The organism is Snodgrassella alvi wkB2, assembly GCF_000600005.1.
Lineage (GTDB): Bacteria > Pseudomonadota > Gammaproteobacteria > Burkholderiales > Neisseriaceae > Snodgrassella > Snodgrassella alvi.
The window spans coordinates 349756-363815 of record NZ_CP007446.1; the positions used below are offsets into that span (position 1 = coordinate 349756).

Sequence of the window (14060 nt, forward strand, 5' to 3'; positions counted from 1 at the left end):
AAACATGTTAGGCTGCTGTACTGCTTTATTGAGCCATACTGCAAAACACGCGTTAATAAATATTACAGTGCGGGATTTATTTTCAGTGTTTTGATTAATAATTAGTGATCTGCTTATACGTTTTTAAATTTTTACTGTTACATGATGAATTTATAGATGAATTGCCGGTAATGCGTGATAGTATTACCGGCAATTTTCAGGATGAGATAGGTTTATTCACCTTGTGGGAGTGCCCACATCTGATTTTGATTGTATTTCTGCATAAATTGTTTAAATTCTGGTGATTGATAGGCTGCTTTTAAGTCTTTTGCCCACTGGGTATCTTTATTTTTTTCATTAATGGTAACCACCATTTCCATTTCCGGAATTACTTTTTCACGAAGTACGGCTTTTTTCGGATCAAGTTTAGACTGGTAAGCAATTCCACCGGAGGCGAAACCGAAATCTACTTCACCCAGTGTGCGCGGAATCATGACTGAATCCATTTCTTTAATTTTCAATTGTTTTGGATTGCTGACAATGTCTCTGGATGTTGCCAGTATCGGGTTAGTGCCGGATTTGAGCTGAATGAAATGATTATCGGTCAGAATGCGCAATGCACGTGAAGTATTGGCCGGATCACTGGGAATCAGCACAGTAGCACCATTAGGCGCCTGCTGAAAGGATGTGTATTTGTCTGAGTAAATGGCAGCCGGTATGGTAGGGATATGTACCAAAGGATACAGATGTGTACCTTTTTCACGGTTAAAGACATTAAGATAGGCAGTATGCTGATCCAGATTAAAATCAACCTGACCATTATTAACAGATTGATTATTCACTTCCAGCGTGGAAAAATTCATGGTTTTAATGGTGTAGCCCTGTTTTTCCAGAATAGGTTTAATGCCTTGTTCAAATACTGTGCTGTAAGGCATAGCAGAGGCACCAAAAACCAGCTCTTTTTTGGTCGTACTGTCTGCTGTGGAATCTTGCTGAGTTTTAGAGCAGGCAATAAGACCTGTTGTCACGAGACAGAATAAAACGAAATAGATAATTTTGTTCATAATGTGCCTGCTAAAAATTTAATATGGAATTTAAGTATATAATTGGAATTAGTTTGTAAATATACTGATTTTAAATAACTTTACTACTAAAAAGAATATGGGTTTATGCTATTTACCTATTGTTTGAATTGTTATGCTTACTGATTTAGAAAAAAACGCCATACGTGATCATTACCAAAGTATTGCCAGAAGTTTGCCTAATTTCCGGCCCCGGCAGGCACAGCGGGAAATGATTGCAGCTGTTGCCAATGCATTTTCACGCACTCAGCAACAGCAGGATGGTGAGGATGCACCGGAGCGCAATGGTGAGTCTATCGTTGTAGTAGAGGGGCCGACAGGAGTGGGTAAAAGTCTGGCATATTTACTTGCCGGCGGAATTATGGCGCAGACGCGCGGCAAAATACTGGTAGTAAGCAGTGCGACTGTTGCCTTGCAGGAACAACTGGTCGGGCGTGATTTACCGTTTGTAGTCAGACACAGCGGACTGAGTCTTAGTTTTGCTCTGGCTAAAGGACGCGGACGTTATTTATGTCCCTATAAACTGTATCAATTAACCCAATTAAACGCACAGGACAGTTTGCAGGGTTTTGAACCACAAATGGTACTCTGGGAGCGGAAGCCTAAAAAAGAAGAATTGGCAGTATTGCGTAATATGGCAGATCAGTTTGCTGCCCGTACTTTTAATGGAGACCGGGATACATGGCCGGAACAAATTGACGACGGTTTATGGCAGAAAGTAACTAATGATCGCCATGGTTGTTTGAAATCCGGGTGCCCGAACCGCGCCGAGTGTCCTTTTTTTCTGGCGCGGGAGACGCTGGAAACGGTGAATGTTGTGGTAGCCAATCATGATTTACTGCTGGCTGATATCGGCATGGGCGGTGGTGTAATTTTGCCGGCACCGGCCAACAGTTTTTATTGTATCGATGAAGCGCACCATTTACCGCATAAAGCTTTACAGCAATTTGCGGCTGAACATAGTTTGAATCAGACATTATGGTTTTTAGACCGGATTGGTAATATTGTAGATAAAGTAGCTGGTGTGCTGGATAAAAGTGAACTTGCAGTGCTGGCTGTTGAAGCTGCATCGGGTTTGCAGGAAAGTTTGCAGGAATGGCTGATTTGTCTGGCTGATGAACCCAGTCTGGCAGTACAGGACGGTATCGAAGAAAGCAGCTGGCTGTGGCCGGATGGTGAAATACCATCGAGTTTGAATATGCTGGTAAATAATACCGCTATCGCCGCACGAATGCTGCTGAAACATTTAAATGGTATGAATGAGGCATTATCTGCCTCCAGACGGGATAAGAATAAGGATAACAGCCTGCTTGATCAGCTCAGTACGGATTTGGGCATGCTGCTGGCGCGAACTGAACAGGTCGTGGATGTATGGGATTTAATGTCCATGGAAAAAGTTGAAGGCGAAGCACCACTGGCTAAATGGATTACCCGGATAGCTAAAGATAAGGTTGACTACAACTTTCATGCCTCTCCCATTACCAGTGCCAGTAAGCTGGCCAGTGGTTTGTGGCGGCGGGCAGCAGGGGCATTGCTGACTTCGGCCACACTGCGCTCACTGGGTACATTTGATTTACTGTTAAAACAAACAGGCCTGAGCTGGCTGCCTGATACTACTATGCTGGCACTGGACAGCCCGTTTCATTTTGCAGAACAGGGTGAGCTGTATATACCGGCACTGACAGCCAGCCCGAAAGATGCGGCAGCGCATACCAGTGAAATTGTTAATTGGCTGCCGAAGCTGATTAATGAAAGCGAACCTATTGGGACGCTGGTATTATTTTCTTCACGGCGGCAAATGCAGGAGGTCGCGCTGAAATTGCCGGATAGTCATTTGCCCTTATTGCTGGTGCAGGGAGAAATACCTAAACAGATATTATTAGAGCGCCATCATGAGGCAATTGCTGCCGGTCGTCCAAGTATTATTTTCGGTCTGGACAGTTTCGCTGAAGGTCTGGATTTACCCGGTGAGATGTGTGTGCAGGTCATTATTGCCAAGCTGCCGTTTGCTATGCCGGATAATCCGATTGAGAAAACCCGCAATCAGTGGATAGAGGCACGCGGCGGTAACCCGTTTATGGAGATTACTGTGCCGGAAGCCAGTATCAAGCTGATTCAGGCTGTAGGGCGGCTGATTCGGACTGAAACGGATTACGGCCGGGTTACTATTCTGGATAATCGTATTCTGACTGCGCGATATGGTAAACAGTTACTGGCGTGTTTACCACCTTTCAGACGTATCGGCTGAATATGACTACAGATGTAATCATCAATGCAACTGTATCCTGCTCAGTACAGGGAAATTGTCATACAAACCCTGTACAGCAATTGACAATCAATTGATTAATCTTTAATATTAGAAGCTTTCGTATATTTATCTGGATTAGCTTTTATGAAAACCTTTTCAGCTAAGCCCCATGAGGTGAAGCGCGATTGGTATGTGGTTGATGCTCAAGACAAAGTTCTGGGTCGTCTGGCTGCTGAAATCGCCCGCCGTCTGCGTGGCAAACATAAGCCAGAATACACGCCACATGTTGATACTGGTGATTACATTATTGTAATTAACGCTGACAAACTGCGTGTGACTGGTCAGAAACAGACTGACAAAAAATACTATCGCCACTCAGGTTTTCCTGGTGGTATTTATGAGCGCACTTTTGCTGAAATGCAAAACCAGTTTCCTGGCCGTGCGCTGGAAAAAGCCGTTAAAGGTATGTTACCTAAAGGCCCGCTGGGCTATGCCATGATTAAAAAACTGAAAGTATATGCTACTGCAGAACATGGTCATGCTGCTCAACAACCTAAAGTTTTGGATATCTAAGGACACGCAATGAACGGTAAATATTACTACGGCACGGGTCGCCGCAAAAGTTCAGTGGCTCGTGTTTTCCTGCAAAAGGGTAGCGGTCAGATTATTGTAAATGGTCGTCCGCTGGATGAATTTTTCGGTCGCGAAACCGGCCGCATGATTGTTCGTCAGCCTCTGGTACTGACTGAAAATCTCGAAGCTTTCGATATTAAAGTAAATGTAGTAGGCGGCGGTGAAACCGGTCAGTCTGGTGCAATTCGTCATGGCATTACCCGTGCACTGATTGATTACGATGCAGCTCTGAAACCAACTCTGTCTGCTGCTGGTCTGGTTACTCGTGATGCACGTGAAGTTGAACGTAAAAAATTCGGTCTCCGCAAAGCACGCCGTGCAAAACAGTTCTCAAAACGTTAATCTGTATTGCCACTACCAAAACAGTTTATATATTCAAAAAAGAGCCTTTATTGGCTCTTTTTTTTTTGTGAATAGGTCAATAAAGATATATTGTAAATTCTGAAACAGATTACTGGTATATTATCCGCAGGAGCAATCTATTGCTTAGCAGCTAGATGGCGCAGTAAGCCGGCAGTTCTAGTACAGGCTGTTAAAATTGCTGCTGGTTATGAGTATGATGAAATTAATCTGAACTGCGGCTGCCTCAGCACTAGCTCGCGGGTACGGCAAGGTGCTTTTGGTATCTGTCTGATGCGTGGTTGAACTGGTAGCACAATGCTTAATGCTATGCAGGAAACGGTTAATATTCCGGTTACGATTAAGCATCGCATCGGTCTGGATTAAGTCGAGTTTTACGGGCAAATATAAAAGCAAAAAATTACAAGTTATATAATTTAATAAAAATAAAACAAATCATAATTAGATAATTGTTTAATATTTTTGCTAAACAAATTATTTATACTTTTGGTATTAATTTTAAGATTAATATATCTGTTTTATTAATAATAATTAATGATTTGTATCTAGTAGAAATTAATCTATATAATTTTATTTAATCTAATTTCAGATCATACTCGATAAATATTTATTAAATTGATATGACGATTTTTAATTAAATAATGTATTAAATAATTTCCGAATAATTATAATTTAAGGATAATTCTTCTGTGATTTCTATATTGTTTGTATAAGATATAGTTTGCTAATTTTTTGATGATTTTTTTAGGTAGCAGGTCTGTTTTTACGCCATTTGTACCGGTTATAGCCAAACAGGTACTGGCTTGGGAAACGTGTTACCCATTTTTCAACATTATTATTAATAATCTGTGCATCATGCTCGCGGTTGCCGTTGAGTGTGCCTTCAAGCGGTGCGATATGAAGGGCAAAGCCGCGACCGTGCGGCAGGCGTTCGCCGCAGAAGAACAGGGGGGTTACTTCAGGCATGATAGCCAGACGGGAGGCCAGGGTCATGGTGTAGGCAGGCTGACCAAAAAAGGTTGCCCATACACCTTCTCCTTCGCCGGGTACCTGATCGGGCAGTACAATGGTAGCCTGCTTATTTTTTAATGCACGTACAATCTGTTTTACCCCCAGCATATTGGCAGGAGCGGTATAGCCGTTATCACGCACACGTCCGCTATTCATAACGTTTTCCAGCCAGCTTATTTTAGGCGGGCGGTACATGGCAGTAAGCGGAAAAGGCAGTTTTTCGCTCAGAAAACGGCCAGCAAGATCATAATTGCCCAGATGTGGTGTAATTAAAAGCAAACCTTCGTTGCGTTCAATAGCGGCTTCTATGTACTCCCAGCCGTGTACTTCTTTAAATAATGAGACGATATGCTTGCTTGAGCGGGTCCAGGCTATGGATAACTCAAGCCCGCTTTTGGCTGTTTCTGCAAAAATAGATTTAACCAGTTTTTCTGATTCTTGGTCGTTGGCGGCAAGTTTGCTAAAATGCAGATTTTTAGTTGTGCGTTTACGTTCACTGGTGGCGAAGTAAAAGCCAAGGCGCCCCAGTACGGAACCTAAACCCTGTAAAACAGGTAAGGGGATTAATGCCAACAGGAAAAATATGAAATAAACCAGCTTTTGCATCCGTTCTGTATCTCAAACTCGAAAATTTGGGCGACATTGTAACAAAAGCATTTATAACTGCCCATCATAATGCTTGATTAGCATCAGAAAGTATCCGCCAATTATGAGTGAATTTCTGTTTACTTCCGAGTCGGTATCCGAAGGTCATCCGGATAAAGTTGCCGACCAGATTTCCGATTCTATTTTAGACGCTATCCTGACTCAGGATCCTACTGCACGTGTTGCAGCTGAAACTCTGGTAAATACCGGTTTGTGTGTTCTGGCCGGTGAAGTTTCTACACGTGCGCATATTAATTATATACAGGTTGCACGCGATACAATTAAACGTATCGGTTATAACTCATCAGAACTGGGGTTTGATGCCAGTGGCTGTGCGGTGATGGTGTGTTATGACGAGCAGTCTCCTGATATTGCTCAGGGGGTTAATGAAGGGGAAGGGCTTGACCTGGACATGGGTGCAGGCGATCAGGGACTGATGTTCGGTTATGCCTGTGATGAAACGCCAACACTGATGCCGTTTGCAATTTATTATGCACACCGTCTGATGCAGCGTCAGAGTGAAGTGCGTAAAAGTGGTGAACTGCCGTGGCTGCGTCCTGATGCCAAGGCACAGTTAACCTGTGTGTATGACAGTGAAACCGGAAAGGTAAAACGCATTGATACTGTGGTGCTGTCTACGCAGCATGAGCCGGATATCGAACGTGATGAATTGGTTGCAGCTGTTAAGGAATATATTATTGAGCCGGTGTTACCTGCTGATATGCTGACTGAAGAAACGCAATATCTGATTAATCCGACCGGGCGTTTTGTCATTGGTGGTCCGCAAGGCGACTGTGGTCTTACTGGTCGCAAAATTATTGTGGATACTTATGGTGGGGCAGCTCCTCATGGCGGTGGTGCTTTTTCCGGTAAAGATCCTACCAAGGTTGACCGCTCTGCTGCTTATGCCTGCCGTTATGTGGCGAAGAATATTGTTGCCGCTGGTCTGGCCAGTCAGTGTCAGATTCAGATTTCCTATGCTATCGGTATTGCACAGCCTACTTCGATTGCGATTGATACTTTCGGTACTGGCAAGATCGATGAAAACAAGCTGATTGAAATTGTGCAGGAACATTTTGATCTGCGTCCGAAAGGTATTATTAAAATGCTGGATTTGCAGCGACCGATTTATGCGAAAACAGCGGCGTATGGTCATTTCGGGCGTGAAGAGCCTGAATTTACCTGGGAACGTACGGATAAAGCGCAACTGCTGCGTGAAGCCGCAGGTATTTAATTCTGGTTATGTAGAAACAGGCTGCTTTTGACGCAGCCTGTTTTTTTGCTGATGCGGCAGTTAGTCAGGATATGTATATATTGTGATGGTGTTGTATCGGTAGATTGTCTGTGGAATAAGCTGAATATGCTGCTTATGTCGTTATTGGTAATGTATTTGCTAAGAAAATTGCAGTTTTGTACAGAGTGGAAGATGCAATTTTGTTTAAGGCTGGTGTCAAAGGTTGTTGTGGAGAAGCTGGTAAAACAGGTATCTGGTTAATAAGGCGTAAAAAAATTCAAAATGTCTCTATATTTAATCTGTTATTAAATATAATTATGCTCTTAACACATAAGTATGGTTTTGAGTTGTTACTTTATGGTTTGTATAGAAAAATAATTATGTTTATGGTCTTTGCAGTCAATTATTAACAAGTTTGGATGATGGTTTGTCTGAGTTGAAAACCGGTTAACCGGTATTGCTGAATGCTGTCCGGGTTGTTTCATTTCTGCAACGACGGATGATGCGTTAAAGCAATTTGCTGTTCTGGTCTGTAGAGTCTGTTTCCAGTAATTGTATTTGACAGGTGATAGATGCGGGCTGGAAAAAACGATAACGGTATAGGGTATTTACTGTTACCGGCAATGTGCAGATATACAGATAGATAAGAGGGCTTTTCAAAAAATTTGCTAAGGTAGTGACTATTTTAGGGATGGAATATTTTCAGCTAAATAATAAGCTTCATTTATAATAAGTGGTATGGTTATTAAAATGGTTTATTTTTTGGATTTTGAGGTGTTCTAAGATGGGTTTTTCTCTTCCTGCTACCGAACTGGAAGCTACTTTAGGGGTGCTGGCAGTGAAAATGCCAAGCATGAATGTTCAGTTGGTGATGCTCAGCCGGTTAATCCGTCTGGTACATACGTCGATTCACGGTGAGCTGAATGAACGTTTACACAAGCACCATTTATCAGAAAGTCTGTGGCATGCATTGCTGGCAGTGTATTCACGACCGAATCATGAGATTTTACCATCAGAACTGAGCAGTATCCTGAATCTGACTCGTACCAGTGCAACGCGTTTATCGGATGATCTGGTGCTTAATGGCTGGGCTACGCGCTCTACTCATCCTTATGACCGGCGCAAAATTACGCTGAAACTAACTAAAGCCGGTGAGAATCTGATTCAAACGGTTAGTCCGGAAACCAATGAGGTACACCGGCAGGTATGGTCAGCCCTGAGTGAACCGGAATATGAACAATTACAGCAGCTGTTAACTAAGTTATTAACCGCTGCTTAACTTTTTGCTGAGATTTGCATGAAATTAACTGTATCTGCGCCCCGATTACGTCAGCTGGCTCTTGTTAGCCCTGTTGCTTTGCTGCTGTTATCTGCTTGTGCCAATTTTGGCAAACAGCCTGAGTTAGAAAATCCACAGGATGCCGGTCAGCTGCAATTGCCGGCAGGGCAGACTGTAGCAGTGAAACAAAACTGGTGGCTTGGGCTGAATCAGCCATTGTTAAACAGATTAGTGGAAACCGGCTTGTCCAATGCGCCGGATTTACGTATTGCGGCTGCGCGTATTGCAGAAGCTGAGGCTCAATGGCGTGGTGCCAGAGGCGAAGCTGGTGTTCAGGTCGGGGTACAGGCTAATGGTGTGGCCGCCTATCTGAATCCGAAGCCTGACTCAAATCGGGACGGTGATAACCCGAATCATGTTTTCAGTAATGAAATGGCTGCGGTAGCGGTTAATTATACTTTTGATTTCTGGGGCAGACAGCGTAATCTGATTAAGGCTGCGCTGGGTTCCCGTCTTGCAGCTTCTTATCAGCAGGAACAGGCACGGCTGGTACTGAGCCAGAGTATTGTGTCGCAATATACGCAATGGCAGCAGTTACAGGAACAGTCGGATATTCTGAAACAGCGTATTGCAGTGAATCAGCAGTTGCAGAAGCTGGTTGCAAACCGGATTCGCGCAGGTTTGCAGCCGGCAAGTGATGAGTATGCTTTTACGCAGACTGTGCTGAATTTGCAAAGCGCTTTACGTCAGACACAGGCGGATATTGAACGTACCCGTCATGGTATTGCGGCACTGGTCGGATTATCGCCGACCCAGTTGCCGGAAGCGGTACCGCAGCCATTGGGTAAGGTGCCGGCAGTTGCGACTGATGGTTTGCGGGCGGATATTTTAGGGCAGCGGCCTGATATTGCTGCACAGCGGGCGTTGTTACAGTCAAATTATTTTGGTGTAAAGGCGGCTGAGGCTGCTTTTTATCCTAATATTGAAATTAAGGGTCTGGCAGGTCTTGCGCATGTCGATGCGTTTGATCTGGTGCACTCTTCTTCACGGATGCTGGGCGTTGTTCCAGCCATTACTCTGCCGTTATTCACTTCAGGCAGTTTACAGGCGGCATTATCCGGTAAACGCTCTGCTTATAATGAACAGGTAGCTCAATATGATAAAACCGTATTGACTGCCTTGCAGCAGGCAGCTGATGCAATTAGTGATTATCAGCACAGTACTGTGGCACTGCCATTACAGCAGCAGGCATGGCAGGTGGCACAGAAAAATGCGGCTGCCAGCAGTAAGCGTCAGGCAGCCGGTCTGGACAATGCTATTACCAGACTACAGCGTGAAGACGCTGCTCTGAGTGCACGGGCTGATTTGGTTAAAACCATTGCCTGGCAGCAGCAAAGCTGGAATAGTCTGCATGCTTCTCTGGGCGGCGGTTTCCAGATGTCAGATGCTGAGGTTACTCGTTAATTTACTGTTATTTTTAAATTTTATTGAGCTATTTTCGTATGAGTGAACAAAAGCAAACTAACGAGGCGGTAACCACCTCACAACCGGCGGTTCAGCCGCAGTCAGAACGTGTACCGGCCGGCCGCAAACGTAAACTCGTGTTGCTGACCGTGATTTTTCTGCTGATTGCACTGGGTTGTCTGCTGATGTATCTGCTGGTTTGGCAGCATAAAGAATCTACCGATGATGCGTATGTAAATGGTCATCTGGTACAGATAACTCCGCAAATTACCGGTACGGTACAAAAGGTAAATGTGGATGATACGCAAACTGTGAAAGCCGGTCAGGTGCTGGTAGAGCTGGATAATAGTGATATGCAGCTGGCGTTTGAACGGGCACATGATGAGTTGATTAATGCGATTCGTCAGAATCAGCAGCAGACTGCTCAATCACGTCAGGCCAGTGCACAGGTTGCAGCGCAACAGGCACAGTTAAAACGTTTGCAGGCTGACTTACAGCGCCGCCAGAGTCTGGCCGGTACAGATGCCATCTCTGCTGAGGAGCTGAGTCATGCGCGTGATGCAGTACAGGAAGCACAGGCTAATCTGAAAGCTATGCAGGGACAGGAAAGCGCGGCCAAAGCTGTATTGGGTCACAATGTTCCGCTGCGTCAGCAGCCGGCAGTGATGACTGCTGTCAGTCATCTGAAGAGTGCATGGCTGGATTTGCAACGTACTCAGATTAAGGCTCCGGTTGACGGGCAGGTTGCCAAGCGTAATGTACAGGTAGGGCAGAAGGTAGCAACCGGTGCTGCACTGATGGCGGTTGTACCATTGAATAATGTGTGGGTGGATGCAAACTTTAAGGAAAGTCAGCTGGCTAAAATCCGTATTGGTCAGCCGGTGGAAATCAGTGCCGATGTATATGGCAGTAAGGTGACTTATCACGGTAAGGTAGCCGGTCTGTCAGCAGGTACGGGAGCTGCGTTCTCACTGTTGCCGGCACAAAATGCAACCGGTAACTGGATTAAGGTGGTACAGCGTGTGCCGGTGCGGATTGCTCTGGATCCGAAAGAGCTGGCTGCACATCCGCTGCGGGTAGGTTTGTCAATGGATGTTGAAGTGAATACGCGCAACCAGAATGGTCAGGATTTAACTGCGGCTAATGCGATTCCCACTAATGGAAATATGGCTGCAATTGACTGGACTCCAATCAATAATATGATTGAGGAAATTTTTGCTCAATATGCACCCTGATTGAGTTAATGCTGAACCATAATCCGACGGCTGCTAAAGCAGAAGGGCATATTCTGCCGCCAGCAGCCATTATTCATGGTAATGATTTTGCCTGATTTTTTTGTTATTCCGGAAGTATCGTCTTTGTGAATAGTATTGACTGTACTTGTAAGTACAGCTATCCGGATATGCTGCAGATAAAAAATATTTCTGCGATAAGGCTGCTTGAATGACGCATTCTCCTTTAAAAGGTCCGGCACTTGCTCTGGTTACGGTGGCTCTGTCACTGGCCGTTTTTATGCAGGTGCTGGATTCAACTATTGCCAATGTGGCATTACCGACTATTACCGGTAATCTGGGTGCAGCCAACAGTCAGGGTACATGGGTAATTACGGCGTTTGCTGTGGCAAATGCTATTTCTGTACCGCTTACTGGCTGGCTGGCACGCCGTTTTGGTGAAGTAAAAGTATTTGTCGTGGCTACACTGTCCTTTGTGCTGGCCTCATTTTTATGTGGTATTGCCCCCAGTCTGGCATTGCTGGTGTTTTTCCGTGTATTGCAGGGGGCTGTGGCCGGTCCGATGATTCCGCTGTCACAAAGTCTGCTGATGGCAGCTTATCCGCCGGAAAAGCGCCCGATGGCGCTGGCTATGTGGTCAATGGTGATTATTGTGGCACCGATTTTCGGCCCGATTCTTGGTGGGATTATCAGTGACAATTGGCATTGGGGCTGGATTTTCTTTATTAATGTGCCAATCGGGTTGCTGGCCGCGGGTATCTCATGGCAGATGCTGAAAAAACGCGAAACTGAAACCGAAAACCAGCCAATCGACCGGATGGGGCTGTCCCTGATGGTTGTAGGTGTGGGTGCCTTACAGATGATGCTCGACCGTGGTCATGAGCTGGATTGGTTCTCATCCAATGAAATCATTATATTAGCGGTTATTGCCACAGTATGTCTGAGCTATTTTGTTATCTGGGAATGGTATGCAAAATATCCAATTGTGGATTTACGCCTGTTTAAAGACCGTAATTTTACCGTAGGTGTGATTACGCTTAGTACCGCCTATATGACCTATATGGGCGCAATTGTATTATTGCCGATGCTGTTACAGATGCAGTTGGGCTATACCGCTACCTGGGCAGGGCTGGCAACGGCACCTATCGGTATTTTCCCGGTATTGTTGTCGCCATTGATTGGTAAGTTTGGTAACAGGCTGGATATGCGGGTGCTGGTAACCATCAGCTTTACTGTATATGCCATCTGTTTCTTCTGGCGTACCAATTTTAATGCCGGTATGAGTTTTATGGATGTATTCTGGCCGCAGTTTGTGCAGGGGATTGGTATGGCTATGTTCTTTATGCCGCTAACCCAGATTACTTTGTCCAATATGTCCGGTTCACAGATTGCCAGTGCTTCAAGTATTTCCAATTTTGTGCGTATTCTGGCCGGCGGTATTGGTACTTCAATGGTCAATGTGTTATGGGATAAACGTGAGGCTTTGCATCATACACAACTGGTAGAAAACATTCATCCTTATAACAGTACAATGAATGAATCAATTCAGGGGATGAACCAGCTCGGTTTAAGTGGTACTCAGCCACTGGGCTCGATTGAGCAGACCATAGGGCAGCAGGCTCATATTATGGGTGCCAATGATCTGTTCTGGCTGTATGGGATGACATTCCTGATTCTGATTGTACTGGTGTGGTTTGCCAGACCACCGTTTGGCAGTGGCGGTGGCGGCGGGGCACATTAGTTTGTCTGTAATCCGGTTCATACGGTCTGTGTCTTTGCAGGCCGTATTTATTTTTATCCGGAGTATTTTGCCTGTCACCACTTGCTCTGGTGTTATTGCAATAAGTTATATACAACAGTGAATGTAAAGTGACCGCAGCTTGTGTACAATAGAGCGCAGTTAATGATAGAGCTGGCGATAATCAGTTAGGTAACAATAGTAATGATGATGAAATTGGCGTTTGCTTTTTTGTATGTGCTGCAATTACTGCCATTATGTATGATTCATGCGCTGGCACGCTGTGTAGGCTGGGTAAGTTATTATGCGGTAGCACCAAGACGACGTATTGGTCTGATTAATTTGCGTCACTGTTTTCCTGAATGGACAGAACAGCAGCGGCGCAAAATACTGCGTGAACATTTCTACCATATGGCCATGTTATTACTGGAATATGGTTTGTACTGGTATGGAGATGCCGGCCGGTTGAAAAAGCTGGTGCGTTATCAGGATAAACATTATCTTGATGAAGCTCTCGCCGCGGGTGAAAAGGTAATTTTACTTTATCCGCATTTTACTGCTTTTGAAGCAGCTGTCTATGCTCTTAATCAGGATGTACCTCTGATTAGTGTTTACTCACATCAGAAAAATAAACAGATGGATGAGCAGATACTTAAGGGACGTCATCGTTATCATAATGTTTTTCTGATTGGGCGAACGGAAGGGCTGCGTGCAATTATCAAGAAAATCAAAACCAGTACCGCTCCGTTTCTTTATCTGCCCGATCAGGATTTTGGCCGGCGTGAATCAATTTTTGTGAATTTTTTCGGAATTCCAACTGCTACAATCGCCGGTCTGAGCCGGATTGCCGCTCTGACTAAGGCAAAGGTGATTCCTGCTATTCCAACCCGCGAGGCTGATGGTACAGTAACTCTGCGCTTTTATCCGCAGTGGGAACATTTCCCCAGTGAAGATATGGTTGCCGATACTCAGCGCATGAACGATTTTATTGAAGCAAGAATACGTGAACAGCCGGCACAATATTACTGGCTGCATAAACGCTTTAAAACCCGTCCGGAGGGTGAAGCGTCGTTTTATCGAAAAATCCGCAAATAACAAATCGTCTGCCTGCTACAGCAGACAGACGGTCAGATTTATCTTATAGCAATTATTTAT

At 44.7% G+C, this 14060-nt stretch carries 11 protein-coding genes and 1 pseudogene; 10 read left to right on the plus strand and 2 right to left on the minus strand.

What is annotated here, in order from left to right:
• Nucleotides 1–212: 212 nt before the first annotated feature.
• Complete coding sequence (locus SALWKB2_RS01525; RefSeq protein ID WP_025329929.1) at nt 213–1043, minus strand: MetQ/NlpA family ABC transporter substrate-binding protein; 831 nt, start codon at nt 1041–1043, stop codon at nt 213–215.
• Between the two features lie 133 nt (nt 1044–1176).
• Between SALWKB2_RS01525 and dinG the strand changes: the two genes are divergently transcribed.
• The 4 genes and pseudogenes from dinG to SALWKB2_RS12680 form a co-directional block, all read left to right on the plus strand.
• Nucleotides 1177–3309 (plus strand): ATP-dependent DNA helicase DinG, encoded by a 2133-nt coding sequence (dinG, locus tag SALWKB2_RS01530; protein WP_025329930.1) that lies wholly within the window; start codon nt 1177–1179, stop codon nt 3307–3309.
• Between the two features lie 144 nt (nt 3310–3453).
• On the plus strand, nt 3454–3882 hold the full coding sequence (gene rplM, locus SALWKB2_RS01535) for a 50S ribosomal protein L13 (RefSeq protein WP_025329931.1): 429 nt from the start codon (nt 3454–3456) through the stop codon (nt 3880–3882).
• Between the two features lie 9 nt (nt 3883–3891).
• Nucleotides 3892–4284 carry a 30S ribosomal protein S9 gene (rpsI, locus tag SALWKB2_RS01540; protein ID WP_025329932.1) on the plus strand — a complete coding sequence of 131 codons (393 nt, stop codon included), beginning with the start codon at nt 3892–3894 and terminating at the stop codon, nt 4282–4284.
• A gap of 162 nt (nt 4285–4446) precedes the next feature.
• A pseudogene (locus tag SALWKB2_RS12680) lies at nt 4447–4665 on the plus strand (tRNA-dihydrouridine synthase); the annotation flags it as partial.
• A gap of 381 nt (nt 4666–5046) precedes the next feature.
• On the opposite strand, the gene SALWKB2_RS01550 reads toward SALWKB2_RS12680, so the two are convergent.
• Nucleotides 5047–5919, minus strand: a complete 873-nt coding sequence (locus tag SALWKB2_RS01550; protein WP_025329934.1) for a lysophospholipid acyltransferase family protein — start codon at nt 5917–5919, stop codon at nt 5047–5049.
• A 103-nt stretch (nt 5920–6022) separates the two neighbouring features.
• Between SALWKB2_RS01550 and metK the strand changes: the two genes are divergently transcribed.
• The 6 genes from metK to SALWKB2_RS01585 all read left to right on the plus strand — a co-directional run bounded on the left by metK (nt 6023) and on the right by SALWKB2_RS01585 (nt 14000).
• Nucleotides 6023–7192: a methionine adenosyltransferase gene (metK, locus tag SALWKB2_RS01555; RefSeq protein WP_025329935.1), complete on the plus strand. Its 1170-nt coding sequence runs from the start codon at nt 6023–6025 to the stop codon at nt 7190–7192.
• Between the two features lie 784 nt (nt 7193–7976).
• A complete protein-coding gene (locus tag SALWKB2_RS01565; RefSeq protein WP_025329937.1) occupies nt 7977–8471 on the plus strand; it encodes a MarR family transcriptional regulator in 495 nt (164 codons plus the stop codon).
• A gap of 18 nt (nt 8472–8489) precedes the next feature.
• Nucleotides 8490–9935, plus strand: coding sequence for an efflux transporter outer membrane subunit (locus SALWKB2_RS01570; protein WP_025329938.1), 1446 nt, complete (start codon nt 8490–8492; stop codon nt 9933–9935).
• Nucleotides 9936–9973: 38 nt separating this feature from the next.
• Nucleotides 9974–11170 carry an efflux RND transporter periplasmic adaptor subunit gene (locus SALWKB2_RS01575; protein WP_025329939.1) on the plus strand — a complete coding sequence of 399 codons (1197 nt, stop codon included), beginning with the start codon at nt 9974–9976 and terminating at the stop codon, nt 11168–11170.
• Nucleotides 11171–11378: 208 nt separating this feature from the next.
• A complete protein-coding gene (locus SALWKB2_RS01580; protein WP_025329940.1) occupies nt 11379–12908 on the plus strand; it encodes a DHA2 family efflux MFS transporter permease subunit in 1530 nt (509 codons plus the stop codon).
• Nucleotides 12909–13115: 207 nt separating this feature from the next.
• Nucleotides 13116–14000 (plus strand): lipid A biosynthesis lauroyl acyltransferase, encoded by an 885-nt coding sequence (locus SALWKB2_RS01585; protein WP_025329941.1) that lies wholly within the window; start codon nt 13116–13118, stop codon nt 13998–14000.
• The last annotated feature ends 60 nt before the right edge of the window (nt 14001–14060 follow it).

Coding starts and splice junctions, on each gene's coding strand:
- SALWKB2_RS01525 (WP_025329929.1), bottom strand. CDS start 1,043: ATGAACAAAATTATCTATTTCGTTTTATTCTGTCTCGTGACAACAGGT.
- dinG (WP_025329930.1), top strand. CDS start 1,177: ATGCTTACTGATTTAGAAAAAAACGCCATACGTGATCATTACCAAAGT.
- rplM (WP_025329931.1), top strand. CDS start 3,454: ATGAAAACCTTTTCAGCTAAGCCCCATGAGGTGAAGCGCGATTGGTAT.
- rpsI (WP_025329932.1), top strand. CDS start 3,892: ATGAACGGTAAATATTACTACGGCACGGGTCGCCGCAAAAGTTCAGTG.
- SALWKB2_RS01550 (WP_025329934.1), bottom strand. CDS start 5,919: ATGCAAAAGCTGGTTTATTTCATATTTTTCCTGTTGGCATTAATCCCC.
- metK (WP_025329935.1), top strand. CDS start 6,023: ATGAGTGAATTTCTGTTTACTTCCGAGTCGGTATCCGAAGGTCATCCG.
- SALWKB2_RS01565 (WP_025329937.1), top strand. CDS start 7,977: ATGGGTTTTTCTCTTCCTGCTACCGAACTGGAAGCTACTTTAGGGGTG.
- SALWKB2_RS01570 (WP_025329938.1), top strand. CDS start 8,490: ATGAAATTAACTGTATCTGCGCCCCGATTACGTCAGCTGGCTCTTGTT.
- SALWKB2_RS01575 (WP_025329939.1), top strand. CDS start 9,974: ATGAGTGAACAAAAGCAAACTAACGAGGCGGTAACCACCTCACAACCG.
- SALWKB2_RS01580 (WP_025329940.1), top strand. CDS start 11,379: ATGACGCATTCTCCTTTAAAAGGTCCGGCACTTGCTCTGGTTACGGTG.
- SALWKB2_RS01585 (WP_025329941.1), top strand. CDS start 13,116: ATGAAATTGGCGTTTGCTTTTTTGTATGTGCTGCAATTACTGCCATTA.